Origin of the sequence: Jhaorihella thermophila, assembly GCF_900108275.1 — a bacterium.
Taxonomy (GTDB): domain Bacteria; phylum Pseudomonadota; class Alphaproteobacteria; order Rhodobacterales; family Rhodobacteraceae; genus Jhaorihella; species Jhaorihella thermophila.
Map to the genome: position 1 here is coordinate 42,094 of NZ_FNVD01000009.1, position 25,931 is coordinate 68,024.

Below are 25,931 nucleotides of genomic sequence, written 5' to 3' on the forward strand. Positions count from 1 at the left end.
CCCATGGCAAGTATCGGAAAGATCGCCCGCCGCAGCTTCCTGATCGGCTCGGCCGCCATTGTCGGCGGCGTGGCCTTCGGCGCCTGGTACATCAACCGCCCCGCCCCCAATCCGTTGAAACCGGGCAAGGGGGACGCGGTATTCAACCCCTTCGTGATGATCTCGCGCGACCGGATCACGCTGATCGCCCCGCGCGCCGAGATGGGCCAGGGCGTGCGCACCACCTGGGCCGCACTGATCGCCGAAGAACTGGACGTCGATCTCGACCAGGTCACCGTGCTGCACGGACCGGCGGCGGCGGCTTACTACAATGCCGCGGTGATCGGGGAAACCCTGCCCGATCGCGGCTACAACCGCTCGGAATTCACGCATTGGCTGGGGGAAACCCTTGGTCCGGTAGGCAAGGTGCTGTCGATGCAGATCACCGGCGGCTCGACCTCGATGAAGGACGGGTTCGAACGGATGCGCGCCGCCGGGGCGTCCGCCCGGGAAACGCTGAAGGCCGTCGCTGCCGAACGGCTGGGCGTGGACCACGCCGCGCTGAAAACCGAACGCGGCCGGGTGATCGCCCCGGACGGAACCGAGATCGCCTATACCGATCTCGCCGAAGCCGCCGCCGGGCGGAAGCCCGTCGAGGCCGATCTGCGCGACCGCTCCCAGTGGCGCCTTCTGGGTCGGTCGCAGCCGCGCGTGGACATGGTGGGCAAGGTCACCGGCACCGCGCAGTTCGGTATCGACCTGCGCCTGCCGGGGATGAAATTCGCCTCTGTCAAGCGCAACCCGCGCCAGGGCGGCGGGATGAAGGGGTTCGACGCCTCGGACGCAAAATCCATGCCCGGCGTGGAACGGATCGTCGATATCGGCGACGGCGTGGCGGTAGTGGCGACCAACACCTGGCTTGCCATGCAGGCGCTGGAGGCGATCGAGATCGACTGGGAGGACGCCCCCTACCCCGCCGACACCGCCGGCATCTTCGCGCGCATCGACGCCGCGTTTGACGCCACCCCGAACTCGACCATGCGCGACGACGGCGACGCGGACACCCTGCCCGCGGGCGCGACCGAGGTCACCGCCGAATACCGCCTGCCCTATCTGGCGCATGCGACCATGGAGCCGATGAACACGACCGCGCTTTTCACCGGCGACCGGCTGGAGCTGTGGTCGCCCAACCAGGCACCGACCTTCGTCGCCATGAAGGCGGCCGAGGCGGTCGGGCTGGAAACCGAAGCGGTCGAGGTGCACACCACCTATCTGGGCGGCGGCTTCGGACGGCGGGCCGAGTTCGACTATGCCGTGGTCGCGGCGAAGGTGGCCAAGGCGCTGCCCGGCACCCCGGTGCAGGTCACCTGGTCGCGCGAAGAGGACATGAGCCACGACATGTATCGCCCCGGCGCGGTGGCGCGGATGCGCGGCGCGGTGCGCGACGGCAGGGCGGTCCTGCTGGACGGCCGGATCGCCGCGCAGTCGGCGACGCAAAGCGCGATGATGCGCATGCTCGGCACCCCCGGCGCGGGGCCGGACAAGGTGCATGTCGAAGGCGCCTTCAACCAGCCCTACGCCATCCCCAACTACCGGATTCGCGGCTACCTGGCCGATCTGGCGATTCCGGTCGGGTTCTGGCGCTCGGTCGGCAACTCGTTCAACGGCTTCTTCATGGAAAGCTTCATCGACGAGATGGCCCATGCCGCCGGCCGCGACCCGCTGGAGTTCCGGCTGGAGCTGGCCCGCGCCGAATGGGAGCCCGCGGCGAAGGTGCTGGAAGCGGTGCGTGAGATGTCGGGCTGGACCGGCAAGACGCCCGACGGCGTGGGCCGCGGCGTGGCGATGACCTACAGCTTTGGCACGCCCGTGGCCGAGGTGATCGAGGTGCGCCGGGCCGATGACGGCATCCGCATTGCCAACGCATGGATCGCGGTGGATCCCGGCATCGCGCTGGATCCCGAAAACGTCAAGGCGCAGATGTTCGGCGGCATGGCCTATGGCCTGTCGGCGGCCTGTTTCGGCGAAATCACCTTTGCCGACGGCGCGGCCGAACAGCTCAACTTCCCCGACTATGACGCGATCCGCATGCACACGATGCCAAGGGTCGAGGTCCGCGTGCTGGAAAACCAGGACCATCTGGGCGGCGTGGGCGAACCCGGCACGCCCCCGGCGGCGCCGGCGCTGGCCAATGCGCTCTTTGACCTGACCGGCAAGCGGGCGCGCCGCCTGCCCTTGATGCATGAATTCGACCTGATCGCCTGACCTTCGGATTCCGCCCGGCCACCCGCCGGGCGGAGCCGTCCGGCGGAATTTCGGCCAAACCGCCCCAATTGTGGCGCACCTGCGTAAAATCTCCAACGTGGGGCCGCACTTCTTCCCCAGAAAGAACAATCCGACCCTCTAGCCCGGTGCACGGACGGGTGCGCGCTGTCGCGCCCGAAAAGCAGGCACAAGGCGGCAGATCAGGCCGCCCGGAACAGAGTGAGCAGCCATGGCCCGAGGGTATCTCGTCTCGCTGGGATCGGACAGCACGCTGACGCCAGAGGATTCGATCGGCGGCGGATGGAGCCGGTTCCGCATCGCCCAGTCGCTGGGCAGCGGCGAATGGACCTGGAGCGGCACCGCCGCCGGGAGAACCTATTTCAACGAAACCGAGCCGGGCCAGTATTACCTTGCCACCAACGGCAATGTCTATTTCGTGCCCGATTACGGCGCGGTGGACACGCTGTCCTCGGCCCAGGTGGTGTCCGCGCCGGACTACACGCCCGACAATCGCGTCGATGGCACGAACAATGCCGAGCTGATCGACGGAACTTACGTCGATGCCCAAGGCGATTTCGTGGACAGCGGGCAGGGCTCCGGCCCCGGCGGGTATGGCGACGTGGTCGAGGCCAGGGGCGGCGACGATACGGTGGATTCGGGGCTGGGCGACGACACGGTATTTGGCGGATTTGGCGATGATCAGATCACCGGCGGCGCGGGCGACGACATTCTCTACGGCGACGGACATGGCGGCGGTCCGGAATCGCTCAACTGGTTCGCCGAGGGCACCGACGGCACGGATCTGAGCGCGGGCTTCACCCAGACCACGGGCGAGATGGACGTCACCGTTTCGTTCCGGAACGACGGGAACAACGGCCCGGCATTCCAGCTGGACACGGCGACATCGCAATATTCCCAGCCCGCAGAGCCCGCCGTGGACCACTCGGCGCTGCATCTGTTCGGAAACGGCGACGGGGCCACATCGACCGCGACGATCGAATTCGCCGCGGGCGCCGATTCGGAGATGCAGGACGAGGTGCAGGACGTCCTCTTCCGCATCAACGACATCGACTGGGCCGCGGGCAACCACGAGGACATCGTTACCGTCAACGCCTATGACGCGGCCGGCAACGCGGTGCCGGTATCGCTGACCGTGGGCTCCGGCGGCGCAAATGCCGACCAAGTGTCGGGCAACACCGTCACCGCCGGCCACGTCACCGAAAGTGCCGCAGACGCGGGCGGCTCGGTCCTGGTGGAAATCGCCGGGCCCGTGCAGCGGATCGAGGTGACCTATTCCAACGGCCTGACCGGCGCGCAGGCGATCTGGCTCAGCGACGTGCATTTCACCACCGTCGCGCGCCCCGACGGCAACGACCTGATCCACGGCGGCGACGGCGACGACCAGATCTTCGGCCAGGGCGGCGACGACACGCTGCATGGCGATGCGGGCGCCGATACCGTCTCGGGCGGCGATGGCGACGACCGGATCGAAGCGGCCCAGGGCGACAGCGTGTCGGGCGGCGCGGGCGATGACGTCTTTGCTCTGACCGATCTGGGCGAGGCCGGGTCGGGCACCATCACCATCACCGGCGGCGAGGCGGACGAAACCTCGGGCGACACGCTGGATCTGGGCGGCGTGGCCGACAGGTCCACGCTGAACCTCACGGTCAATCAGCCTGGTGAACTGGCCGGAACGGTGGAACTGAATGACGGCACGCTGGTCAGCTTCGACAATGTCGAAAACATCATCTGCTTCACCCCCGGCACGCTGATCGAAACCGCCCACGGCCCCCGCTGGATCGAGGATCTGCGCCCCGGCGATCTGATCCTCACCCGCGACCACGGGCTGCAGCCGCTGCGCTGGGTGGGCCGGCGCACGGTGCGCGCCAGGGGCCGTTTTGCACCCATCGAGATCGGCCCCGAGTTGCATGGCGGCGACGCGCCGCTGCTGGTTTCACCCCAGCACCGGCTGCTGTGGCAGGGCGCGCGGGCGCAGTTGCTGTTCGGCACGCGCGAAGTGCTGGTGTCCGCCTGCCACCTGCTCGACCATCCCGCCGTCCGCCGGGTCGAGGGCAGTCAGGTCACCTACATGCACCTGATGTTCGACCGCCACGAGGTGATCTGCGCCAACGGCGCGCCGACCGAAAGCTTCTATCCCGGAGACATGGCCTTGGCTGCGCTGAACGATCCCGCGCGCGAAGAGGTGTTCGCGCTGTTCCCCGAACTGCACAGCCATGCGGGCGGCTTCGGCGACACCGCGCGGCTGTGTCTGAAACGGCACGAGGCGCGCATTCTAGCCGCTTGAGCTCCGCGCCGTCCGGGCGGCGGGGCGCAAGGGGCGCCGGTATCACGCCGGGCCGGCGGTCACGTCGTGGCGGTAGATCCAGTCGAACTGCCGCACCATTCGCCCCGGCGCCAGGGATCCGCCCAGCCGCAGCGCCAGATGCGCAAGCCCCCGCACCGGTCCCGGCCTGAGGTGGTATTTCCAGGCATTGCCGTTGGCCGCGGCGATCACCCTGGCAACACGCGGGCGTCGGCGTGCCTGATAGGCGGCCAGCGCCGCGCCGAGATCGGCGCCGCGCTCCAGACAATCGGCCAGAACCCACGCGTCCTCGAGCGCCATGTTGGCCCCCTGCGCCATGAACGGCAGAGTCGGATGCGCGGCGTCACCGAGGATCGCGAGCCGGCCCCTCTGCCAGCAGTCCGCCACCGGATGGCGGAACAACCCCCACAGGTTGACCTCATCGACCTGCGCCAGCAGGCGCCGCGCGTCTCCTCCGAAATCGGCAAAGGCGGCGCGCAGGTTGTCGGGGTCGTCGGCGTGGTGCCAGCCCTCGGCGGCCCATTCGCGCCGCTCCTGCACGGCAACGATGTTCACCAGATCGCCCCGACGCAGAGGATAGCACACCAGATGCCGCCCCGGCCCCATGAAGACCTGCGCCTCGGGCCCCAGCCCGATCACATTGGGCACCACGGCGCGCCAGGCCACCTGTCCGGTAAAGAATGGATCATCCGCCCCGTTCAGCACCGCGCGCGCCCGCGAATGCAGCCCGTCCGCGCCGATCACCAGATCCGCCGCGATTTCCGCCCCGCTGGCCATTCGCAGCACGGCGCGGTCGGCGTCCTCCGCGCCTGGCTCGACCGCGGCCACCCGCTGCAGGAGGCGCAGGCCGATGTCGGCTTCGCGCGCGGCCTGCGTCAACAGGTCGATCAGGTCCGCCCTGTGCACGAAGTAATAGGCCAGATCCGGCGCGTGCCGGGCCAGGTCCAGCCGCAGCACCGCGTCCCCGCCAGCGTGGTCCCGCAGCACCACCGCCCGGCCGCGCACCGCCTCCTGCGCCAGCGCCGGTTCGAGCCCCAGCACCCGCAGCACGGCGACCCCGTTGGGGCTGATCTGCAGCCCCGCCCCTACCTCGGAGAGCTCGGGGGCCTGTTCCAGCACCGTGACCTCGGCCCCGCGCGCCCGCAGGGCCAGAGCCGCCGCCAGCCCGCCGATGCCGGCGCCCACCACCTTGACCCGCAGCCCGTTCAGACTCATCGCTTGCGCCCCTCTTCACGACAAAACGCCGAGGCGACGGGCCCCGGCGTCCGTTTCACAGCCGCTCGATGCAGCCCGCGCGGTCAGTCGTCGCGATGCACCTTTTCGCGCCGCTCGTGCTGTTCCTGCGCCTCCAGCGTCATGGTCGCGATTGGGCGCGCGTCCAGTCGCTTGAGGCTGATCGGCTCGCCCGTCACCTCGCAATAGCCGTATTCGCCATTCTCGATGCGCCGCAGCGCCGCGTCGATCTTGGCAACCAGCTTGCGCTGGCGGTCGCGGGTGCGCAGCTCCAGCGCGCGGTCGGTTTCCTCGCTGGCGCGATCGGCCACGTCCGGAATGTTGCGCGTGCTGTCCTGCAGCCCCTCGATGGTTTCCCGGCTCTCCTCCAGCAACTCGTTCTTCCAGGCAATGAGCTTGCGCCGGAAATATTCGAGTTGACGCTCGTTCATGAAAGGCTCGTCTTCGGCGGGCCTGTAATCTTCCGGGAGAAACACTTCCTGTTTCATTTCCGCTCCCTTGGTCTTGCCTCTGGCGTCCGTCATCAAGATTTTCCAGACATGCGGCACCCCCTTCTGCCGCAGCGTTTAGCCCACGGGTTTCAGATTGTCACTACACAAAGCGGAACTTCTTCGGCTAAAACCCACGGGACTGGCCGTAACGTCAGGAAAAAGGCAACAAGAGGTTGGAAAAACATGAAATTTCAGGGCACAAAGTCCTACGTCGCGACCGATGACCTGAAAGTTGCGGTCAATGCGGCGGTCACGCTCGAACGCCCCCTGCTCGTCAAGGGCGAACCCGGCACCGGCAAGACCGAGCTTGCCCGCCAGGTGGCTGATGCGCTGGGCTTACAGATGATCGAATGGAACATCAAGTCCACCACCCGCGCCCAGCAGGGTCTGTACGAATACGATGCCGTCAGCCGCCTGCGCGACAGCCAGCTGGGCGACGAACGCGTCCGCGACGTTCGCAACTACATCAAGAAGGGCAAGCTCTGGCAGGCCTTCGAGGCCGACGAAAAGGTCGTGCTGCTGATCGACGAGATCGACAAGGCCGATATCGAGTTCCCCAACGACCTGTTGCAGGAACTCGACCGGATGGAGTTCTTCGTCTATGAAACCGGCGAGACGATCCGCGCGAAACACCGCCCCATCGTCATCATCACCTCCAACAACGAAAAGGAACTTCCCGACGCCTTTCTGCGGCGGTGCTTCTTCCACTATATCCGTTTCCCGGACATGGAGACGATGAAGCAGATCGTCGAAGTGCATCACCCCGGCATCAAGGAATCGCTTCTGACCGCGGCGCTGACGCAGTTCTACGAAATCCGCGACACCCAGGGGCTGAAGAAAAAGCCCTCGACCAGCGAGGTGCTGGACTGGCTCAAGCTTCTGCTGGCCGAGGATCTGGATGCCGAGGATCTCAAACGCGATGGCGCCAGCGCCCTGCCCAAGCTGCACGGGGCGCTTCTGAAGAACGAACAGGACGTGCATCTGTTCGAACGACTCGCCTTCATGGCGCGCGGCAGACGCTAGGAAACCTTCATGAACCTCAAGACATCCCCGATCCGCATCCGGCCAGTCACCCCCGCTGACGAACCGGAATGGCGCCGGTTGTGGACCGCCTATCTGGACTTCTACGAAACGCGGGTGGACGAAGACATCTACCGCACCTCCTTTGCCCGGCTGCTGAGCGACGACCCCCACGAGTTTCATGGCCTTCTGGCCGAGGTGGACGGCCACGCGGCCGGGCTTGTGCATTACCTGTTCCACCGGCACATGTGGAAAGCGACCAATGTCTGCTACCTGCAGGATCTCTATACCGAACCGCAGATGCGCGGGCGCGGTGTGGGGCGGGCTCTCATCGAGGCGGTCTATCGTGCTGCCGACTCCGAAGGGGCACCCGACGTCTACTGGCTGACGCAGGAATTCAACAGCACTGCGCGCCGCCTCTACGACCGGATCGGGCAGTGCACCCCGTTCATCCGCTATGTCCGGCCGCCGCGGAACACGCAGTAGGACGGGAACCCCATGCTTCGGAATATCCGGGAACACCGGCCCAGGGCGACCTGACCGTACCACCGCCACGTTCGGGTTCTGACATTGCTCCGCGCGGCAGACGCCAGGCGGTTTTCAGGCGAAATTGTGGCGGGCGGTCCGATTCGGGGCGCCCGTTTTCGCCATAATTCCCGATATCCTGGGAAACTGTTCACAATTCGGCCGCAATTTCGCGCCCCCGCCGCCCGATTGCGGTTTGATCTTGAGAGCGCGCCGCCGGTCTGCCACGCTTGTTTCATGACCGTAATCGCGCTTGTTTTCCTTTCCGCACTTCTTGCCGCGTCCGGCCTGCCGGGCGCCCCGATGTCCGTTTGTGTAGCGATTGCCGCCGGAACCGCGCCGCGGACCCGGCGTCGGGGAAAGGGCCATCCATGATTCGCGCCGTCCTGATTGCTGCCGCGCTGGGCCTTGCCGGTTGCGCCGCCGCCCCGACCCGGGAGGTGCCCACGCGCGCCGCCCATTCTCATGACAGCGCGCTGCCGCCGATGAAGTCCTTCACCGCCGCGCACCCCGCCGCGCCCATCCGGTCGAATGCCAATATCGCCGCCGATTTCCTCGATCTGCATTTCCAGCTGGAAAGCGGCCGCGCCCTGCCGGTTTTCAGCCGGTTCGAAGGCCCGATCACCGTGCGCGTGACCGGCAGCCCGCCGCCGACCCTGCGCCCCGACCTGCGCCGCCTGCTGGCGCGGCTGCGCAACGAGGCCGGCATAGACATCAGCGAAACCACCGGGGCTGGCGCCAGCATCACCATTCAGGCGGTCAGCCGCGCCGACATCCGCCGCGCCCTGCCCGACGCGGCCTGTTTCGTGGTGCCCAATGTCTCCAGCCTGGCCGAGTTCCGCCGCGACCGGCGCAAGCCCAGCACCAGCTGGAGCCGGCTGACCACGCGTACGCGGCTGGGCATCTTCGTGCCCTACGACGCCAGCCCGCAGGAGATCCGCGACTGCCTGCACGAGGAACTGGCCCAGGCGCTGGGTCCGGTGAACGATCTCTATCGCCTGCCGGATTCGGTGTTCAACGACGACAACGTGCACGCGGTGCTCACCGGGTTCGACATGCTGATCCTGCGCGCGACCTATGCGCCGGAGTTGCACAGCGGCATGAGCAAGGCCCAAGTCGCCGCGCGCCTGCCCGCGATTCTGGCCCGGCTGAACCCGCGCGGCAGCACGCTTCCGCCCGCGCCGGTTTCGCCCACGCCGCGCGCCTGGTCCGATGCCGTCCAGACCGCGCTCGGCCCCGGCGCACGCCCCGACCAACGCCGCGCGGCCGCCGAACGCGCCCTGTCGATCGCGCAGGCGCAGGGCTGGACCGACCACCGCCTCGCGTTTTCCTATTACATCCTCGGGCGGATGACCGACGCCTATGACACGACTCTGGCCGAGCGCTATTACGAGGCCGCGCAGTTTTTCCTGTCGCGCACGCCGGGAACGCAGGTCCAGCGCGCCTATGTGGCCACGCAGACCGCGGCGCATGCGCTGGCCGCGGGCGATCCGGCGCGGGCGCTGACCCAGATCGAACCCAACCTCGCCGTGGCCGCGCAGGCCGAGAACGCCTCGCTTCTGGCCACGCTGATGCTGCTCAAGGCCCAGGCGCTGGAGCAGGCCGGGCGCCGGGACGAGGCACGCGCCGTCAGACTGGACAGCCTCGGCTGGGCGCGCTACGGCTTTGGCTCGGATTGGGCGGTTCAGGCCAAGATTCAGGAAATCGCGGCGCTGGACCCCTGGAAAAACTTGGGCGGATAGGGTTACATGATCGTCATTCTGGCGGCGCTGTTCGGCGCTGCACTGGGCGCGTTCAACGCGAAACGGCGCGGTGGCAAGGCAGCCGACATGGCGCAATACGCCGCCGCGCATGCCATCATCTTTGCCCTTCTGGGCCTGGCCGCGACCATCGTGATCGAACGGATGGCGGGGTAAGGCGGCGATGTTTCTTCCCTTCTTCGAAAACCTGCGCAAACACGGCGTCCCGGTCAGCTTGCGCGAATACCTGACCTTTCTGGAGGCGATGAAAACCAACCTCGTCATCTATGACGTGGAAGGCTTCTACTATCTCGCCCGCTCCGCGATGGTGAAGGACGAACGCAACATCGACAAGTTCGACCGCGCATTTGCCGCCACCTTCGAGGGGCTGGACGAGATCGGGCTGGACCAGGTGCTGGAGGCGGTGGACATCCCCGCCGACTGGCTGGAGAAACTGGCCGAAAAGCATCTGAGCGAAGAGGAAAGGGCGCAGATCGAGGCGCTGGGCGGCTTTGACAAGCTGATGGAGACGCTGCGCGAGCGGCTCAAGGAGCAGAAGGGCCGGCATCAGGGTGGGAACAAATGGATCGGCACCGCGGGCACATCGCCCTTTGGCGCCTATGGCTACAACCCCGAAGGCGTGCGCATCGGCCAGAAGGAAAGCCGCCACCGCCGCGCGGTGAAGGTCTGGGACAAGCGCGAGTTCCGCAATTTCGACGACACGGTCGAGCTGGGCACCCGCAACATCAAGGTGGCCCTGAAACGCCTGCGCCGCTGGGCGCGCGAGGGCGCGAACATGGAGCTGGATCTGGACGGCACCATCCGCGCCACGGCCGAGCACGGCTATCTGGACGTCAAGGAACGGCCCGAACGCCACAACGCGGTCAAGGTTCTGCTGTTTCTGGACGTGGGCGGGTCGATGGACGACCACATCAAGGTGGTCGAAGAGCTGTTCTCGGCCGCGCGCGCCGAGTTCAAGCATCTCGAATACTACTATTTCCACAACTGCCTGTACGAAGGCGTCTGGCGCGACAACCGCCGCCGCTGGGACGCGCAGATTCCCACATGGGAGGTGCTGCGCACCTATGGGCCGGACTACAAGTGCATCTTCGTCGGCGATGCCTCGATGAGCCCCTACGAGATCGCCTATCCCGGCGGCGCCAACGAGCACTGGAACGCCGAGGCCGGTCAGGTCTGGCTGCAGCGCGCCCGCGAACAGTGGCCCAGCAATCTGTGGATCAACCCGGTGCCGGAAAAATACTGGGACTACACCCATTCCATCGGCATGATCCGCGAGATCTTCGAAAACCGCATGGTGCCGCTGACGCTGTCGGGGCTTGAGCGGGGCATGCGCGAACTGTCGCGGTAGGCCGATGTCCGGGTGAATCGTTGCCGTGGGCGTGCCCTTCCCGGGCGTGTCGCGCCTATTGGCATTTCCCGCCCGGGACGCGTGGCGGCCCGGGCATGCGCCCGCCCGCCCCAAGGCGGGCGCACCCCTCCGTTGAAGGAGATGCAACTCCGGTCATTTGCGACATGCCTCGCAAAGAGACACCGGCGCCGGGGCGACGCACGGTCGGGGTGGAATTCGCCGTGCCCGTGGTCTATCTGCGCAGGAATAGTGCGGAACGGAAAGCCTGATCCATGAATTTCGAAGAACCGGGGCCGGTCGAGGCCAGCCTGCGCGAAGCCATCAGCCCGATCGAAGAGATCATCGAAGAGGCGCGCCGCGGCCGGATGTACATCCTTGTCGATCACGAGGACCGCGAAAACGAAGGCGATCTGTGCATCGCCGCCGAATTCGCCACCCCCGAAGCGATCAACTTCATGGCCAAATACGGCCGCGGCCTGATCTGCCTGCCGATGTCCGCCGAACGGATCGACCGGCTGGGCCTGCCGATGATGGCGGTGAACAATTCCAGCCGGATGGAGACCGCCTTTACCGTGTCGATCGAGGCGCGCGAAGGCGTGACCACCGGCATTTCCGCCCATGACCGGGCGCGCACCATCGCGGTGGCGATCAACGAACAGAACACCATGGCCGATCTCGCCACGCCGGGCCATGTCTTTCCGCTGCGCGCCCGCCGGGGCGGCGTTCTGGTGCGCGCCGGCCATACCGAGGCCGTGGTGGACATCTCGCGGCTGGCAGGGCTCAACCCCTCGGGCGTGATCTGCGAGATCATGAAGGATGACGGCACCATGGCGCGACTGCCCGATCTGGTGGAGTTCGCCCGCGAACACGGGCTCAAGATCGGCACCATCACCGACCTGATCGCCTATCGGTCGCGCAACGACAACCTGGTGATCGAAACCGGCCGACAGACCGTGACCTCGGAATTCGGCGGTGAGTGGGACATGCGCATCTTCACCGACCAGATCCACGGGGTCGAACATGTGGTGATGATCAAGGGCGACATCACCACGCCCGAGCCGGTGCTGACCCGCACCCACGCGCTGCACGAGGCCTCCGACGTCCTGGGCCTTGGCCCCAGCCCCGCGCGCGAACTGCCCCGCGCGATGGAGCTGATCGCCGAGGAAGGCCGCGGTGTGGTCTGCCTGTTCCGCGAACCGCGCCATTCGCTGTACGACGACGAGGACGAAGGCCCCCGCACGATCAAGCGCACCGGTCTTGGCGCGCAGATCCTGTCGAATCTGGGGCTCAGCGACCTGATCCTTCTGACCGACAACCCGCAGACCCGCTATGTCGGCCTGGACGCCTATGGGCTGTCCATCGTCGGCACCCGCCCGATCCTGTCCGGAGACTGACCCATGGCCGAAGCCGAATCCCATTACGTCCTGCCCCGCCCCAGCTTTGACAAGCCCGTCAAGCTGCTGATCGTGGTGGCGCCCTATTACAAGGACATTGCCGACTGGCTGGTCGAGGGCGCCAAAGCCGAGATCGAGGCCGCCGGCGGCAGCTGGGAGATCGCCGAAGTGCCCGGCGCGCTGGAGGTGCCCACCGCCATCGGCATCGCCAACCGGATGTCGAACCATGACGGCTATGTCGCGCTGGGCTGCGTGATCCGGGGGGAAACCACCCATTACGAAACCGTCTGCAACGACAGCAGCCGCGCGCTGCAACTGCTGGGGCTGCAGGGCCTGTGCATCGGCAACGGCATCCTGACGGTCGAGAACAAGGAACAGGCCGAAGTGCGCGCCGACCCCGCCCGCGGCAACAAGGGCGGCGGGGCGGCGGCGGCGGCCTTGCATCTGATCGCGCTGGGCCGTAAGTGGGGCGCCCGGACCAAAGGCATCGGCTTCAAGCCGCCCTCGGACAGCTACCAGATCGCCGGCGACAGCAACGGATCACCCAAGGCATGAGCGGAAAGCGCGCGCCCCAGACGGGCAATGACAAACGCAGGATGAAATCCGCCGCGCGGCTTTATGCCGTGCAGGCGCTGTTCCAGATGGAACAATCCGGCCAGACGGTCGATCAGGTGATTTCCGAATTCTTCGATCACCGCTTTGGCGCGACCTATGACGGCGAAGAGATGATCGACGGCGACATGGGCCTGTTCCGCAAACTGGTGGAAAATGCGGTGAACTATCAGGCGCCGATCGACCAGATGACCGACCGGGCGCTGGTGGCGAAATGGCCGATCTCGCGCATCGACCCGACCCTGCGCGGCCTGTTTCGCGCCGCCGGGGCGGAACTGCTGCGGTCCAGCACCCCGCCCAAGGTGGTGATCAACGAATTCGTGGACATCGCGCGCGCCTTCTTTCCCGAAGGGCGCGAGCCGAAATTCGTCAATGCCGTGTTGGACCACATGGCGCGCGAAGCCCGGCCCGAGGCGTTCTGACCGCCACGTTCACGGGCAAGACACGCCTTGACCTGCAACCAAGTATCGTTTCGGTACCTGGAACAATCCCGGAATTGATCTCAAATTGTCTAAATCCTGCCTGAATCGCGGGGCATCTACTTCCTTGGCACCCACCACCAGCAGTCCGCAAGAGGCTCGCCCAAGGAGAAAGACAATGAAATTCACTCGTTTCACGCTGATCGCCGGGATCGGGCTGGGGCTTTCGGCCTGCGCCACGGCCGACCTGCCGACGCGGAACGCGCCGTTCGAAGAAATTCCCGCAACATCGGTCACCACGCCGCAGGGCTATCGCGCCGCGCTGCCCTCCGAGGAAACCGTGCAAGAGCTGCGCGACACCACCGTGCTCAAGGCCGTGATCGAGGCCCCCAGCACCGAGGCCGCGATCGCCAGCCTGCCGAACGCGCCAAGGGATCTGTCCCCCTACGAATCCCCGGTCACGGTCGAAGACGTCATCGTTCACGTTCCGCGCAGCCTGAAGGTTTCGGAACGCAACAGCTACTACCCGCGCGGCGACATCGTCTGGCGCGGCGACCCGATCGGCGACCGCCATGCGCAAGTTCAGGCCATCTTTGAATCCGCCTTCAAGCGCGGCGTCCAATCACTGCACGGCCCGGTCAAGGTGGATCTGGAGGTGACGGTCAAGCGGTTCCACGCTCTGACCGAAAAGGCCCGCTATACCATCGGCGGCGTGCACTCGATCACCTTCGATCTGGCGGTTCGCGACGCCGAAACCGGCAAGATCCTGGTTCCGCCGCGCACGATCCGCGCCGACCTCGATGGCTTCGGCGGCCAGCAGGCGATCCTTGCCGAGGCCCGGGGCGAGACGCAAAAGGTGCGCATCACCAACCACCTTGCCGAAGTGATCCGCGAGGAACTGAGCAACCCCGAGGGGTATCGCAACGCCTCGCTCGGCTTTTTCCAGCTTCTCAACAATCTCTGAGCCTTTCCTTCCCTCGGGCAATGGAGATAAAAGGGCGCCATGACAACGGCGCCCTCCGACCTTTTCGACCTCCCCCCCGTCCGGCTCAAGCCCAAGGCCAATGCCCGCGCGATCCGTCACGGCTACCCTTGGGTCTATGCCGACGACCTGGTGAACGACCGCCGCACCCGCGCCCTGCCGCCGGGCGCCGTGACCGTTCTGCAGGACGGCGACCGCCGGCCGCTGGGGCTGGTGGCGGTGAACCCGCAGTCGCGGATCATCTGCAGGATGCTGGACCGCGACCCCGCCGCACGCATCGATGAAGAATGGTTCGCCGCCCGCCTGACCCGCGCGCTCGACCTGCGCGCGCATCTGTTCGACGCCCCCTTCTACCGGCTGGTCCATGCCGAGGCCGACGGCCTGCCCGGCGTCGTGATCGACCGATTCGGCGATACTTGCGTCATCCAGCCCAACGCCGCCTGGGCCGAAGCCCGGCTGGAGGCTCTCACCGCCGCGCTGATCCGGGTTACCGGCGCGCGGGTCGTGCTCAAGAACGCCTCCGGACGGGCCCGCGCGCTCGAAGGGCTCGACGACATCTCGGGCGTCCTGCACGGCACCGCGCCCGCCGCCGCGGTGCCGGTGCCGATGAACGGCGCGACCTACATGGCCGACCTGACCGGCGGGCAGAAAACCGGCCTCTTCTACGACCAGCGCCCCAACCACGCCTTTGCTGCCCGGCTGGCGGCGGGCGGGGCGCAGGTGCTGGACGTGTTCTCGCATGTGGGCGGGTTTGCGCTGGCCGCACTCGCCGGCGGCGCAGGCGCGGCGCTTTCGGTGGACGGCTCGGCCGCCGCGCTGGAACTGGCCCGCAAGGGCGCCGAGGCCGGCGGCATGGCCGACCGCTTCGCCACCCGACAGGGCGACGCCTTCGACGTCATGGCCGCGCTCGCCGTCGAAGGCGAACGGTTCGACATGGTGATCTGCGACCCGCCGGCCTTCGCGCCCTCGAAACAGGCGCTCGACGCGGGCCTGCGCGCCTATGAACGGGTCGCCCGGCTCGCCGCCCCGCTGGTGGCTCCGGGGGGCTTTCTCGGCCTCTGCTCGTGTTCGCACGCGGCCGATCTGTCCCGTTTCCGCGCCGCCTGCATCCGGGGCATCGGCCGGGCCGGACGCCAGGGTCAGATCCTGCACACAGGCTTTGCCGGCCCCGACCACCCGACCCATCCGCAACTGGCCGAATCCGGCTACCTCAAGGCGCTGTTCTTCCGGCTGTGAAACTTTTGCTCGACGCTTGCGTGCTCTACCCCACGGTGATGCGCGAAATGCTGCTGGCCGTAGCCCGGCGCGGCCATTTCACACCGTTGTGGACAAGGCGCATCCTCGACGAATGGGCCCGCGCGGCGCGCAAGCTCGGCCCCGCGGGCGAAGCCCAGGCCGCAGCCGAAATCGCCCTGCTGCGCGCGGCCTGGCCCGCCGCCGAACTTCCCCCCGCACCGGGGATCGAGGCCCGCCTGTGGCTGCCCGACCCCAACGACACCCACGTCCTCGCCGCCGCCATCGCCGGATCGGCCGAGGCGATCGTGACGCTCAACGCCGCCGATTTCCCCCGCAACATCCTTGCCGAAGAAGGGCTCGACCGCCTCGACCCGGACAGCCTTCTGCTCTCCCTCTGGCAAAGCGCCCCCGAAGACATCGCCGCCGCCGCGCGCGACGTGCTCGACCGGGCCAACCGCCTCTCCGGCGACCGGTGGCAACTGCGCCCGCTTCTCAAGAAGGCCCGCCTGCCCCGCCTGGGAAAGGCGCTTGCGGAGTGACCTCCTGCTTCTTTCTGGTCACAAATACCCACTGCGCCACCGCCCCACGGGCGCAGCGTCCGATGCCGGCGGATCCGGCTCAGCGCAGTTCTGGCGGATGAAAGCTCAGACCGTGATCGGCAAAGATCCTGGCCATCCGCCCGTCGGCAATCGCCGCCACGATGGCGTCGTCCACCGCATAGGCCAGGGGCTTGTAGCGGAAATGGACCGCGACGCCGATCGTCCATGACCCGACCGAAAACCCCGGCAGCGGCGGCGCATGAACCGCCAGCCCGTCGGCCAGCCCCGCCTCGAGCTGCGCCAGCGGCCCCATCGCCGCCATCGTCTCGCCCGTCGCCAGCGCTTTCATCGCAGCACTCATGGACGGATAGCGGCGAATGTCGCGCCCAAGCTGCCCACCGGGAAACGAGGTCAGGTAGAAATCGGCGATCGACTCGTTCTCGACCGCCACCGTGTCAAAGCGGAAACAGGCCGGAACCGGCGGATTGTCGGGATAGGCGTCCTTGCGATAGGCGATCCCGATCCGTTCCCGATGATACTGCCCGGTAAAGGTAACCTGTTCGACCCGGCAGGCATAGTCGCTGTCATAGGGCACATGCAGCATCACATTGGCCACCCGCCCGCCGACCACGGGCCCCTTCCAGATCCAGTTGCGCAGATCCGCATCCAGATTCTCGCCCGCCGCCACCAGCTGGAACCGCGCCTCCACCCCCAGCTCCCCGGCGATCAGCCGGCCGATCTCGACATCCACCCCGGCCGGTTTTCCGTCCTTTTCATAGGACCAAGGGGGAAAGTCCCCGTAGGCCGCGAAGGTAATGAAACCGCGATCCAGAATCGTGTCCAGATCCGCGCCCACGATGTCCCGAGACGCGTTCTGGGGCCTGGGCTGCGGCACGTAGTCGGCACAACGCGTCCCCGCCGCGGCCGGCGCCGCGAGGCTCAGAGAAACGACGAAACCGAAGATCCACCCCTTCATGCGCCGATCGTGGCCCCTCAATGCGCCGCCGACAAGCCGATGGTCAGCGCCTCGGCCGCCGCGTGCACCGCCGGGGGATCCTGCGCCAGCAGCCCGGCGGCGCGGAACGGCGCGCTGTCGGCCACCGGCGCGCCCGAGGCCGTTTCCACCTGCGCCGCGATCGCCGCCAGTTCCTCGCGCAGCGCGGCAACATCGCCCTCGGCCCCGCCGGCGATAGCATTCAGCCGGTCGCGAATCTCGCGCGGCCGCGGGGTCGCCTCGTCCAGCGCCCCGTCGTCGGGGCGCGTTTCGATATAGGTGAGGATCGCCCGGGCCGCCTTCTGCCCCAGCAGCTCGCCAAAGGTCGGCATCTTGGTGATCCCGTTTTGGGTATAGCCGTGGCGGAACCGCTCGATGAACCACTCGTCCCCGTATTCCTCGGCCTCCAGATAGCGCAGGTCCGGCGCGATCCCGCCCGACACCGCGCCCAGGCCGTGACAGCGCGCGCAGTTCTGGTTGTAGCCGCTGTCGCCGATCTCGACCGCCGTCTTCCAGACCTCCTCGCCCATGTTGCGATAGGGATTCTCGGTCAGCCACTCCTCGCCCACGTCCGGCAGCGCGTCGGTGTTGATCGGCTGCGGGGCGACATCCCCGTGCGCATGCACCAGCGTGGCAGCCGCGAACAGGCCCATCACGGCGCCAATCGAAGCGGGAGACAGTCTGAACAGCATCGCGTTTCCTCCAGTGTTCGGCGTCTGAATGCGTTCTACTCCAGCCGGACGGGCCACGCATACGCGACTTTGGTTCCAATTCCGGCCTGTCCGGCGCCGTAGGCTACGACATTGGTCGGATGGACCCGAACGGACGGGGCGCAACAGGCTGTTTTTCGACACGCGCGAACTTTCCGGGACTGCGAATGCGAAGGCTCAGAACCGCCCTGCTGACCGTTGCCGCCATCCTGTCGGGCGCCCTGCCCGGCCGGGCCGGGCTGGATGTCACGATCACCTGGCTGCAACAGCGCGCCGAACGCCCGCCGGTCCTGTCCAACCTCGACCCCGTGCTTGACGATCTCGGCCGCGCCGGGGCGGAACTCGCCATCCGCGACAACGCCACGACGGGCCGGTTCCTGGGGCACGGATACGCGCTGGAAGAGGTGATCGTGGAACCCGGCGGCGACCTGCTCGGGGCCGCCCGCGCGGCGCTGGACCGTTCGCCCTATCTGGTGATCGATGCGCCGGCCGAGGCGCTGCTGCAGATCGCCGATCTGCCGCAGGCCCGCGACGCCATCCTGTTCAACGCCGCCGCGCCCGACATGAAGCTGCGCGATGGAGACTGCCGCGCCAACCTGCTGCACACTCTGCCGTCGCTGGCGATGCGGGCCGATGCGCTGATGCAGTTCGCGCGGCTGAAACGCTGGGACCGGCTGGCGATGATCACCGGCACGCATCCCGGAGATCTGGCCTTTGCCGCGGCCCTGCGCCGCAGCGCGGCCAAGTTCGGAATGAAGATCGGCGCCGAAAAGAGCTGGGCCTTTGATGCCGACATGCGCCGCAACGCCGCGCAGGAGGTGCCTCTGTTCACCCAGGATCTGGGCGATTACGACCTGTTGCTGATCGCCGACGAGCTGGGCGATTTCGGCCGCTACGTCGCCTACAACACCTGGCGCCCCCGCCCCGTGGCGGGGTCCGAAGGGCTGGTCCCGGTGGCCTGGTCGCGCGTGGTCGAACAATGGGGCGCGGCGCAGCTGCAATCGCGCTTTGCCGATCTCGCCGGTCGGCCGATGCGCCCGCGCGACTATGCTGCCTGGGCCGCCATCCGCACGATCGGCGAGGCTGTGACCCGCACCAACTCGGCCGACCCGGCCAGCCTGCGCGCCTTCATCCTGTCGCCCGGCTTCGAACTTGCCGGGTTCAAGGGCCGACCGCTGACTTATCGCCACTGGAACGGCCAGCTGCGCCAGCCGATTCCGCTGGTCACCCCCCGCGCAGTCGTGGCCCAGGCGCCCCTGTCCGGCTATCTTCACCAGCGCAGCGAGATGGACACGCTGGGGCTCGACGCCCCGGAAAGCGCCTGCAACGCCTTCGACTGACCCAGGGATCCCACCCTGACTTCATCATTCCGCCTGCTGTTGCTTGCAGCCGCCATGGCCGCCGCCGCCCCCACAACCGCCGCCGAAATCTGGGTGACCAACGAAAAGGACGACACGATCAGCGTGATCGACGTTGACCGGCTCGAGGTCGTGCGCACCATAGAGGTCGGCGAACGCCCGCGCGGCATCACCTTTTCGAAGGATTTCAAACGGCTCTATGTCTGCGCCTCGGACAGCGACACGGTGCAGGTGATCGACCCCGAAACGGGGCGGGTGCTCCACAACCTGCCTTCGGGCGAGGATCCCGAACAGTTCGTCCTGCACCCCGACGACCGCCACCTCTACATCGCCAACGAGGACGACGCCATTACCACCGTGGTGGATGTGGAGACCCGCGAGGTGGTCGCCCAGGTCGATGTCGGGATAGAGCCCGAAGGCATGGCGGTTTCGCCCGACGGCAAGACGGTGATAACCACTTCCGAAACCACCAACATGGCGCACTGGATCGACACCGAAACGCATACGCTTTAGGCCAACACTCTGGTGGACGCGCGCCCCCGCCATGCCGAATTCGTCAAGGACGGCGCCGAGCTGTGGGTCAGTTCCGTGATCGGCGGCACGGTCACGGTGTTCGACACCGCCAGCCAGGCGCAGAAGGCGAAGATCGGGTTCGAGATCAAGGGCATCCACCCCGACCGGGTCCAGCCGGTGGGGTTCGAGTTCACCGCCGACGAAACCACCGCCTTCGTTGCGCTGGGCCCGGCCAACCACGTCGCCGTGGTCAATGCCGAAACCTACGAGGTCGAAGACTACATCCTGGTCGGCCGACGGGTCTGGCACATGGCCTTTTCCCCTGACAAGACGCTGCTTTTCAACACCAACGGCGTATCGGGCGACGTCACCGTGATCGACGTGGCCCGGCGCGAGCCGATCAAGACGATCAAGGTCGGCCGCTTCCCCTGGGGCGCCGCGACGCGACCCTGACACCCGGCGCGCCTCGCGCAGATCGACGCAACCCAGATCCAAGGAGACCGACATGCTCAAGACCATCCTCGCCACCGCCTGCATCGCCGCCCTTCTGCCGCTCGCCGCGCGCGCGGATGACGATGATGACGATGGCGCCGCCCCGGCCTTCGGCCCGGCCGGGCTGCTCTCGGCGGGGAACAAGCGGGATCTGCCGCCGGTGATCCTGTCGGCGGGGATGCCGCTGGCCGACGCCCCGTGGGAGCTGAAATCCGGCACCTATTACGAATTCGAGATCCAGGGCGACGGCAGCCAGGAACTGGCGCTGGTCGGACCCGGCTTCTTCCGCGCCATCTGGATCGACGAGATCGTGGTCGAAGGGCTCGAGATCCGCCCGCCGGGGCTGGACAGCATCGAGTTCGACGAAGCGGGCGAGATGGAAATCGGCTTTGTCGCGATCAAGCCGGGCCGCTATTATCTCATGGTGCCCGGATCCACCGGCGAAACCCAAAGGCTGGAGATAACCATCAAGTGACCGCGCTGCATGTCGAGCATCTCTCCTATGCCTATGGCCGCAAGGTGGCGCTCGACGATCTGAGCTTCGCGGTCGAACCCGGCACCTTCTGCGCGCTTCTGGGACCCAACGGGGCCGGCAAGTCCACGCTTTTCTCCTTGCTCACCCGCCTGTTCGCCGCGCCCTCGGGCCGGATCACAGTAGCCGGGCACGACCTGTCACGCGCCCCGCGCAAGGCGCTGGCGGCGATGGGCGTGGTGTTCCAGCAGCCGACGCTCGATCTCGACCTGACCGTGCAGCGCAACCTGACCTATTTCGCCGCCCTTCACGGGCTGTCGGGCCGCACCGCCCGCGCCCGCATCGCCGAGGCGCTCGAACGTCTCGACATGGCCGACCGCGCGCGCGAACGCGCCCGCGACCTCAAATGCGGCCACCGCCGCCGGCTCGAGATCGCCCGCTGCCTGGTCCACCGCCCCTCGGTGCTGCTGCTGGACGAACCCACCGTGGGTCTCGACGCCGCCTCCCGCCGCGCCATTACCGCCCATGTCCATGACCTGTCGCGCAGCGACGGGCTGACCGTGCTCTGGGCCACCCACCTCACCGACGAAATCGAGGATGACGACCGGCTGTTGATCCTGCACCGGGGCCGCCTGCTGGAGGACGGCACCGCCGGTGCCCTGCGCGGCACACGCCCCCTCGCCGACCATTTCCTCGCCCGCATCGCCGAGCCCGCATGACCCCGTTCTTCATCTTGCCGAAAATACTCCCGCCGGAGGCATCGGCCTTGCCACGCAAGGCCGATTTCCGCCACGCTTGCCCCCCATGCGCCCCTGTCTGACCGCCCTCATCGCCATCGTCACGCGCGAGGCGCTGCGCTTCGTCCGCCAGCGCGGCCGCTTCGTCGCCGCACTGGTGCGCCCGCTGGTTTGGCTGGTGGTCTTCGCCGCGGGTTTCCGCGCCGCCCTGGGCCTGTCGATCACCCCCCCTACCAGACCGACATCACCTACGAAATCTACATCGTCCCGGGCCTCACCGGCATGACCCTGCTGTTCAACGGCATGCAAAGCTCGCTCGGCCTCGTCTATGACCGCGAAATGGGCTCGATGCGGCTTTTGCTCACCAGCCCCCTGCCGCACTGGTGGCTGCTCACCTGCCGGCTGATTGCCTCGACCGCAATCTCGATCCTGCAGGCCTATACATTTCTCGGCATCGCCGCGCTCTACGGCGTTCGCTTTCCTCCGCTGGGCTATGCCGCCGCGCTGGCCGTCGCCGGCCTGATGCTCGGCGCGCTGGGCTTGGCGCTCAGCTCCACGATCCGGCAGCTCGAAAACTTCGCCGGGGTGATGAACTTCGTGATCTTCCCGATGTTCTTCCTCTCCTCGGCACTCTACCCGTTGTGGAAAATGGCCGAAAGCTCGGAGCTTCTGCACGACATCTGCGCGGCAAACCCGTTCACCCACGCGGTCGAGCTGATCCGCTTTGCGCTTTATGCGCAATTCAACGCCCCGGCCCTGTTCTGGACCTGCCTTGCCGGGGCGGTGCTGCTGGTGCTTGCGCTCTGGGGCTACGACCCCGCCCGCGGTCTCGCGCGCCGCCGGGGCTGAGCCTCCTACGACCACGCCGCGCGTGAATTGCCGCGCCCGTCATGCTATCCTGCCCGCACCGGCAGGAGACGCGCCATGCTCATCAGAACCGCCGCCCTGATCCTCGCCGCCGCCCCCGCGCTCGCGGACGAGGACGAATTCGGTACCCTCAACCCCGAGGAAATGACCCTCGACCGCGTGATGCGGAACATCCGCGACGGCCAGCCCGACATGATGAGTTGCGCGGCCGGCTACTACATCACCAAATCCGGCCGGCACGGCATGGCGCGCGAGGTGTTCGAGACCTGCGCCAATGCCGGCTGGACCGGGGCGATGACCTGGATGAGCCAGCTCGACAACAACGGGCTGGGCGGTGACTACGACCCCGACGCCGCCGCCCAATGGGACCGCCGCGCGGCCGAGGCCGGCGACCCGGTGGGCAAGTTCAAACACGGGCTCGACCTGATGCGCGGTCACGGCGTGGCGCGCAACGAAACGCTCGGGCGGGCCTATGTGGACGAGGCCGCCCGCGACGGACTGGAGATCGCCCGGAGGCTGCAACGGGCGGGCTATGACCTCGAAGAGGTGACGCCCGACGCGGACAACTGGAAATACGCGCCGCTCTTCTGACCCCGCGACATGCGACCAAAGGAGGGGGGCGGCACGCCCCGCTTTCGACTTTGGTATCGGAAGCAATCCGGCCGCGCGCCGCCCATACTTCGGACAGACCATGCCAGGAGAGGTCCGATGAAACGCATGACCGCAGCCCTGTGTCTTGCCCTGACGCTGCCGGCCCTGCCCGCGGCGGCCAGCGAAAAGACGTTCCAGAAGATCAAGATAGAGGCGGGCGAAAAGCTGTTCGAGGCCGAATGCCGCCGCTGCCACGCCCCCGATTCAACCCATGCCAGCTACGGCCCGCCGCTGGAAAACGTGATCGGCCGCGCCGCCGGCAGCTACCCCGGCTATGACTATTCCGCCGCGCTCGCATCATCGGGCATCGTCTGGACCCCGGCCGCGCTGCGGGCATGGATGGAGGACAATACCGGCTTCATGCCGGGCACCCGGATGCGGCATGTCGGCATCAAGGACCGCACCGTGCAGGACTTCATCCTGGCCTATCTGCAATCCATCACCACGCAGGACCGGTGACCTGACACTCCCCGCCCCGGACGTGAAGCCCCGGGGAACGGACTTGCCGGGCGCGACGTCGCCCGGCCTTTTGCTTCCCGGCCCCGAAATCGCGACGCACGCCCCTCTCTCGGCTCCAGGCAACCTCCCTTCTCTTTCTCTTGCCGAAAATATCCCGGGGAGCGCGAGGGGCAGCGCCCCTCGCCCTGGTCGGATTGGCGACGCCAATCCGACGCTTTGTCCACCCGCCCCTGGCCCGGAATCACTTGCCCAGCATCCACCGCCCGTTCGGCCAGAAGGCGTGGAAGGCAAAGGCGAACATCACGTCATGCGCCAGGTCGCGCCCCCGGGCATCGCGCACCCGGATCGTGCCCACGTCCCGCCCCTGCGCCACCCGGCCCGTGTCCAGCGCCGAGGCCTGCCCCGCCCGCCAAATGATCACCACGCCGGCCTCGCGGATCTCGCCGGCCTCGCGCAGCCGCGACAGCGGCCAGGCCCGATCGCCCACGCGCACCACCCGCGCCAGCGGAGGAATCCCGTGCGGCGGGTTCTCTCCGCTGTAAAGGAAGGGCCGCACCGCACTGTCATACCCCTGATACGGGTTCACGCCATAGCGGCGCGGATAATCCGGCTGATCCATCACCAGCCCCTCGGGGTTGCGCACGCGGAACTCGGCCCAGCTCTCCATCCAGGTCGGCAGCGCCTTCAGCCGCGTGCCGGTCAGGTCGCCGACGATCGCCTCGCCCAGCGCCTGCTGCCACCAGCTTTCGGTTTCGCGGTCATACATCACCATGTCGGAATTGCGCAGCTTGCCCGACACGCCGAAACTCAGCGTGCCCCGGTCGATCCGCCGGTCAAAGGTGACGCCCGAATTGCACAAGGGACAGAAGGTCACGGCGATCGGCACATCCCCGACCGTGTCGTTCACGATCTCATGCCACAGCAGATAGCGGATCGGATAGGCCCGCGGCGTCTGACCGGCAAGTTCCACCGTGATCACCGGCTCGCGGTCTCCCAGGCGGGTCTCCTGCCCAACGGTGATGAAGTCCGGATCCGTCAGCGCCGGGATCCCGTCCCTGGGCGGCCCGCCGTCGCGGATCTCGGTCCAGCTTTTGACCGAGGTCCTGTCGAAATTCGTGCGCGGCCATTCGTACCGCCAGAAGTCCGGATTCGCGCCGGCCAGCGACGCGCCAACGGCCATCGCCACTGACAGAACGGCCATGCAAATGCGTGGATGAAACATCGGGCGCCTCCCATCCTTTCGGACAGCTTGCGCCCGCAGGTCCGCCTTGCCCAGCCCCCACACGCAGAGTTGAGAGACCGTGCACGGGACGCGGCGCGGGATCGGCCCCACGCCGCGTCCGGGATCATTCGTCGATCACGGTGACCTTCTTCATCACGTCGGGGCGGCCGATCACCGCGCCGTTGCGGCCGCGGCCGCGCTTGATCGCGTCCACGACCTCCATGCCCTCGGTCACTTCGCCGACCACGGTGTATTGGCCGTTCAGATGCGGCGCGGAGGCGAACATGATGAAGAACTGCGAATTGGCGCTGTCGGGATCCTGCGTGCGCGCCATGCCGACCACGCCGCGTTCGAACGGAACGTCCGAAAACTCGGCCTTCAGATCGGGAAGCTCCGAGCCTCCCATGCCCGCATAGCGCAAATCCTGCCCCAGCCGGCCATATTGCACGTCGCCGGTCTGGGCCATGAAACCGTCGATCACCCGGTGGAACACCACCCCGTCATAGGCGCCCGATCGCGCCAGTTCGGCCAGCCTGGCGGCGTGGTTGGGGGCCACGTCGTCGCGCAGGTGGATGATGAAGGTGCCATTCGCCCCCTCGCCTTCGACCTCGACCTTCAGATCGGTGGCGAGCGCCGGCGTCGCCGCCAGCGCCAGAACCGCCGCGAGCCTACGCATCGGCGGCCACCTTGACGCTGATCATCCGGTCGGGATGCGCGGGCGGCTCGCCGCGGGTAATGTTGTCCACGAATTCCATGCCTTCGATCACCCGGCCATACACGGTGTACTGGCCGTTCAGAAAGTGGTTGTCCTTGAAGTTGATGAAGAACTGGGAATTTGCGCTGTCGGGATTTGCCGCGCGCGCCGCACCCAGAGTGCCGCGGTCATGCGGCAGGCTGGAGAATTCCGCCGGAAGGTCGGGCAGGTCCGAGCCGCCGGTGCCCGCCATGCGCAGGTTGAAGCCGGCCTCCATGTTGCCGTTCTTCACGTCGCCGGTCTGCGCCATGAAGCCGTCGATCACCCGGTGAAAGCACACGTTGTCATAGGCGCCGGCGCGGGCCAGCTCCTTCATCCGCGCGCAGTGCTTCGGCGCCACGTCGGGCAGAAGTTCGATGACGACCGTGCCGTCCTTGAGCTCGATGAGGATGGTGTTTTCGGGATCCTTGATCTCGGCCATGGGGGTCTCCTGTCATTGGCGTTCGGATTCTACCTAGACGCCGCGGCCGGGATTGCCAAGGCGGGCGCACGGGCGGGAGCCGTTGGCAAGGGGGGCGCTGCCCCCCGGCCTGCGGCCTCCCCCCGGAGTATTTTCCGCAAGATGAAGGCGCCATT

Annotated in this window: 25 protein-coding genes and 2 pseudogenes; 20 read left to right on the plus strand and 7 right to left on the minus strand. The window is 67.3% G+C overall.

Annotated elements, in window-relative coordinates:
* Positions 1–3: 3 nt before the first annotated feature.
* Positions 4–2,244, plus strand: coding sequence for a xanthine dehydrogenase family protein molybdopterin-binding subunit (locus tag C4S70_RS11715; protein WP_104008294.1), 2,241 nt, complete (start codon positions 4–6; stop codon positions 2,242–2,244).
* Positions 2,245–2,473: 229 nt separating this feature from the next.
* Entirely contained in the window at positions 2,474–4,549 is a 2,076-nt protein-coding gene (locus C4S70_RS11720; protein WP_104008295.1) for a Hint domain-containing protein, read from the plus strand.
* 42 nt (positions 4,550–4,591) lie between these two features.
* On the opposite strand, the gene C4S70_RS11725 is transcribed toward C4S70_RS11720, so the two are convergent.
* Both C4S70_RS11725 and dksA read right to left on the minus strand, forming a co-directional pair.
* Entirely contained in the window at positions 4,592–5,782 is a 1,191-nt protein-coding gene (locus C4S70_RS11725) for an FAD-dependent monooxygenase (protein WP_104008296.1), read from the minus strand.
* 83 nt (positions 5,783–5,865) lie between these two features.
* Positions 5,866–6,288 (minus strand): RNA polymerase-binding protein DksA, encoded by a 423-nt coding sequence (gene dksA, locus C4S70_RS11730; RefSeq protein ID WP_104008409.1) that lies wholly within the window; start codon positions 6,286–6,288, stop codon positions 5,866–5,868.
* 186 nt (positions 6,289–6,474) lie between these two features.
* Here dksA and C4S70_RS11735 point away from each other — a divergent pair, with 186 nt between their 5' ends.
* The 11 genes from C4S70_RS11735 (at position 6,475) to C4S70_RS11790 (ending at position 16,126) form a co-directional block, all read left to right on the plus strand.
* Positions 6,475–7,314 carry an AAA family ATPase gene (locus C4S70_RS11735; protein WP_104008297.1) on the plus strand — a complete coding sequence of 280 codons (840 nt, stop codon included), beginning with the start codon at positions 6,475–6,477 and terminating at the stop codon, positions 7,312–7,314.
* A gap of 9 nt (positions 7,315–7,323) precedes the next feature.
* Entirely contained in the window at positions 7,324–7,797 is a 474-nt protein-coding gene (locus C4S70_RS11740) for a GNAT family N-acetyltransferase (RefSeq protein WP_104008298.1), read from the plus strand.
* Between the two features lie 410 nt (positions 7,798–8,207).
* Positions 8,208–9,578: a DUF2927 domain-containing protein gene (locus tag C4S70_RS11750; RefSeq protein WP_104008300.1), complete on the plus strand. Its 1,371-nt coding sequence runs from the start codon at positions 8,208–8,210 to the stop codon at positions 9,576–9,578.
* Positions 9,579–9,584: 6 nt separating this feature from the next.
* Positions 9,585–9,752: an apolipoprotein acyltransferase gene (locus C4S70_RS11755; RefSeq protein ID WP_104008301.1), complete on the plus strand. Its 168-nt coding sequence runs from the start codon at positions 9,585–9,587 to the stop codon at positions 9,750–9,752.
* Between the two features lie 7 nt (positions 9,753–9,759).
* Entirely contained in the window at positions 9,760–10,944 is a 1,185-nt protein-coding gene (locus C4S70_RS11760; RefSeq protein WP_104008302.1) for a vWA domain-containing protein, read from the plus strand.
* Positions 10,945–11,216: 272 nt separating this feature from the next.
* On the plus strand, positions 11,217–12,338 hold the full coding sequence (ribB, locus tag C4S70_RS11765) for a 3,4-dihydroxy-2-butanone-4-phosphate synthase (protein ID WP_104008303.1): 1,122 nt from the start codon (positions 11,217–11,219) through the stop codon (positions 12,336–12,338).
* Positions 12,339–12,341: 3 nt separating this feature from the next.
* Positions 12,342–12,893, plus strand: a complete 552-nt coding sequence (locus C4S70_RS11770) for a 6,7-dimethyl-8-ribityllumazine synthase (RefSeq protein WP_104008304.1) — start codon at positions 12,342–12,344, stop codon at positions 12,891–12,893.
* Positions 12,890–13,372, plus strand: coding sequence for a transcription antitermination factor NusB (gene nusB / locus C4S70_RS11775; RefSeq protein WP_104008305.1), 483 nt, complete (start codon positions 12,890–12,892; stop codon positions 13,370–13,372). Before C4S70_RS11770 ends, nusB begins: the two co-directional genes overlap by 4 nt.
* Positions 13,373–13,547: 175 nt before the next feature.
* Entirely contained in the window at positions 13,548–14,333 is a 786-nt protein-coding gene (locus tag C4S70_RS11780; RefSeq protein ID WP_104008306.1) for a DUF6778 family protein, read from the plus strand.
* 39 nt (positions 14,334–14,372) lie between these two features.
* Complete coding sequence (locus tag C4S70_RS11785) at positions 14,373–15,587, plus strand: RSP_2647 family RNA methyltransferase (protein WP_104008307.1); 1,215 nt, start codon at positions 14,373–14,375, stop codon at positions 15,585–15,587.
* Positions 15,584–16,126 (plus strand): RSP_2648 family PIN domain-containing protein, encoded by a 543-nt coding sequence (locus C4S70_RS11790; protein ID WP_104008308.1) that lies wholly within the window; start codon positions 15,584–15,586, stop codon positions 16,124–16,126. The genes C4S70_RS11785 and C4S70_RS11790 overlap by 4 nt, the downstream gene beginning before the upstream one ends.
* 79 nt (positions 16,127–16,205) lie before the next feature.
* Here the strand turns inward: C4S70_RS11790 and C4S70_RS11795 are convergent, their stop codons facing one another.
* The gene (locus C4S70_RS11795) at positions 16,206–17,102 is read right to left on the minus strand and encodes a substrate-binding periplasmic protein (protein WP_104008309.1); all 897 of its coding nucleotides are present in this window, start codon (positions 17,100–17,102) and stop codon (positions 16,206–16,208) included.
* A gap of 17 nt (positions 17,103–17,119) precedes the next feature.
* Positions 17,120–17,812: a cytochrome c-550 PedF gene (pedF, locus tag C4S70_RS11800; RefSeq protein WP_104008310.1), complete on the minus strand. Its 693-nt coding sequence runs from the start codon at positions 17,810–17,812 to the stop codon at positions 17,120–17,122.
* A gap of 185 nt (positions 17,813–17,997) precedes the next feature.
* Here pedF and C4S70_RS11805 point away from each other — a divergent pair, with 185 nt between their 5' ends.
* The 7 genes and pseudogenes from C4S70_RS11805 (at position 17,998) to C4S70_RS11835 (ending at position 23,379) form a co-directional block, all read left to right on the plus strand.
* Positions 17,998–19,170 (plus strand): ABC transporter substrate-binding protein, encoded by a 1,173-nt coding sequence (locus C4S70_RS11805; RefSeq protein ID WP_104008311.1) that lies wholly within the window; start codon positions 17,998–18,000, stop codon positions 19,168–19,170.
* A 54-nt stretch (positions 19,171–19,224) separates the two neighbouring features.
* Positions 19,225–20,154, plus strand: a pseudogene (locus C4S70_RS11810) (YVTN family beta-propeller repeat protein).
* 52 nt (positions 20,155–20,206) lie between these two features.
* Positions 20,207–20,668 carry a cupredoxin domain-containing protein gene (locus C4S70_RS11815; protein ID WP_104008312.1) on the plus strand — a complete coding sequence of 154 codons (462 nt, stop codon included), beginning with the start codon at positions 20,207–20,209 and terminating at the stop codon, positions 20,666–20,668.
* Entirely contained in the window at positions 20,665–21,384 is a 720-nt protein-coding gene (locus tag C4S70_RS11820; RefSeq protein ID WP_104008313.1) for an ABC transporter ATP-binding protein, read from the plus strand. Before C4S70_RS11815 ends, C4S70_RS11820 begins: the two co-directional genes overlap by 4 nt.
* An 85-nt stretch (positions 21,385–21,469) precedes the next feature.
* Positions 21,470–22,251: pseudogene (locus tag C4S70_RS11825) on the plus strand (ABC transporter permease).
* Between the two features lie 75 nt (positions 22,252–22,326).
* Complete coding sequence (locus C4S70_RS11830) at positions 22,327–22,860, plus strand: SEL1-like repeat protein (protein ID WP_104008314.1); 534 nt, start codon at positions 22,327–22,329, stop codon at positions 22,858–22,860.
* 117 nt (positions 22,861–22,977) lie between these two features.
* Entirely contained in the window at positions 22,978–23,379 is a 402-nt protein-coding gene (locus tag C4S70_RS11835) for a c-type cytochrome (protein ID WP_104008315.1), read from the plus strand.
* 241 nt (positions 23,380–23,620) lie between these two features.
* On the opposite strand, the gene C4S70_RS11840 is transcribed toward C4S70_RS11835, so the two are convergent.
* From C4S70_RS11840 to C4S70_RS11850, 3 genes are all read right to left on the minus strand, one after another.
* Positions 23,621–24,601, minus strand: coding sequence for a DUF3179 domain-containing protein (locus C4S70_RS11840; protein WP_235003816.1), 981 nt, complete (start codon positions 24,599–24,601; stop codon positions 23,621–23,623).
* Positions 24,602–24,725: 124 nt separating this feature from the next.
* A complete protein-coding gene (locus C4S70_RS11845; protein ID WP_104008317.1) occupies positions 24,726–25,277 on the minus strand; it encodes a peptidylprolyl isomerase in 552 nt (183 codons plus the stop codon).
* Positions 25,270–25,776, minus strand: coding sequence for a peptidylprolyl isomerase (locus tag C4S70_RS11850; RefSeq protein WP_104008318.1), 507 nt, complete (start codon positions 25,774–25,776; stop codon positions 25,270–25,272). Before C4S70_RS11850 ends, C4S70_RS11845 begins: the two co-directional genes overlap by 8 nt.
* Positions 25,777–25,931 lie beyond the last annotated feature (155 nt).

Excerpts from the sequence above, each read along its gene's own strand:
- C4S70_RS11715 (WP_104008294.1), top strand. The coding sequence starts at position 4 with ATGGCAAGTATCGGAAAGATCGCCCGCCGCAGCTTCCTGATCGGCTCG.
- C4S70_RS11720 (WP_104008295.1), top strand. The coding sequence starts at position 2,474 with ATGGCCCGAGGGTATCTCGTCTCGCTGGGATCGGACAGCACGCTGACG.
- C4S70_RS11725 (WP_104008296.1), bottom strand. The coding sequence starts at position 5,782 with ATGAGTCTGAACGGGCTGCGGGTCAAGGTGGTGGGCGCCGGCATCGGC.
- dksA (WP_104008409.1), bottom strand. The coding sequence starts at position 6,288 with ATGAAACAGGAAGTGTTTCTCCCGGAAGATTACAGGCCCGCCGAAGAC.
- C4S70_RS11735 (WP_104008297.1), top strand. The coding sequence starts at position 6,475 with ATGAAATTTCAGGGCACAAAGTCCTACGTCGCGACCGATGACCTGAAA.
- C4S70_RS11740 (WP_104008298.1), top strand. The coding sequence starts at position 7,324 with ATGAACCTCAAGACATCCCCGATCCGCATCCGGCCAGTCACCCCCGCT.
- C4S70_RS11750 (WP_104008300.1), top strand. The coding sequence starts at position 8,208 with ATGATTCGCGCCGTCCTGATTGCTGCCGCGCTGGGCCTTGCCGGTTGC.
- C4S70_RS11755 (WP_104008301.1), top strand. The coding sequence starts at position 9,585 with ATGATCGTCATTCTGGCGGCGCTGTTCGGCGCTGCACTGGGCGCGTTC.
- C4S70_RS11760 (WP_104008302.1), top strand. The coding sequence starts at position 9,760 with ATGTTTCTTCCCTTCTTCGAAAACCTGCGCAAACACGGCGTCCCGGTC.
- ribB (WP_104008303.1), top strand. The coding sequence starts at position 11,217 with ATGAATTTCGAAGAACCGGGGCCGGTCGAGGCCAGCCTGCGCGAAGCC.
- C4S70_RS11770 (WP_104008304.1), top strand. The coding sequence starts at position 12,342 with ATGGCCGAAGCCGAATCCCATTACGTCCTGCCCCGCCCCAGCTTTGAC.
- nusB (WP_104008305.1), top strand. The coding sequence starts at position 12,890 with ATGAGCGGAAAGCGCGCGCCCCAGACGGGCAATGACAAACGCAGGATG.
- C4S70_RS11780 (WP_104008306.1), top strand. The coding sequence starts at position 13,548 with ATGAAATTCACTCGTTTCACGCTGATCGCCGGGATCGGGCTGGGGCTT.
- C4S70_RS11785 (WP_104008307.1), top strand. The coding sequence starts at position 14,373 with ATGACAACGGCGCCCTCCGACCTTTTCGACCTCCCCCCCGTCCGGCTC.
- C4S70_RS11795 (WP_104008309.1), bottom strand. The coding sequence starts at position 17,102 with ATGAAGGGGTGGATCTTCGGTTTCGTCGTTTCTCTGAGCCTCGCGGCG.
- pedF (WP_104008310.1), bottom strand. The coding sequence starts at position 17,812 with ATGCTGTTCAGACTGTCTCCCGCTTCGATTGGCGCCGTGATGGGCCTG.
- C4S70_RS11805 (WP_104008311.1), top strand. The coding sequence starts at position 17,998 with ATGCGAAGGCTCAGAACCGCCCTGCTGACCGTTGCCGCCATCCTGTCG.
- C4S70_RS11815 (WP_104008312.1), top strand. The coding sequence starts at position 20,207 with ATGCTCAAGACCATCCTCGCCACCGCCTGCATCGCCGCCCTTCTGCCG.
- C4S70_RS11830 (WP_104008314.1), top strand. The coding sequence starts at position 22,327 with ATGCTCATCAGAACCGCCGCCCTGATCCTCGCCGCCGCCCCCGCGCTC.
- C4S70_RS11835 (WP_104008315.1), top strand. The coding sequence starts at position 22,978 with ATGAAACGCATGACCGCAGCCCTGTGTCTTGCCCTGACGCTGCCGGCC.
- C4S70_RS11840 (WP_235003816.1), bottom strand. The coding sequence starts at position 24,601 with ATGTTTCATCCACGCATTTGCATGGCCGTTCTGTCAGTGGCGATGGCC.
- C4S70_RS11845 (WP_104008317.1), bottom strand. The coding sequence starts at position 25,277 with ATGCGTAGGCTCGCGGCGGTTCTGGCGCTGGCGGCGACGCCGGCGCTC.
- C4S70_RS11850 (WP_104008318.1), bottom strand. The coding sequence starts at position 25,776 with ATGGCCGAGATCAAGGATCCCGAAAACACCATCCTCATCGAGCTCAAG.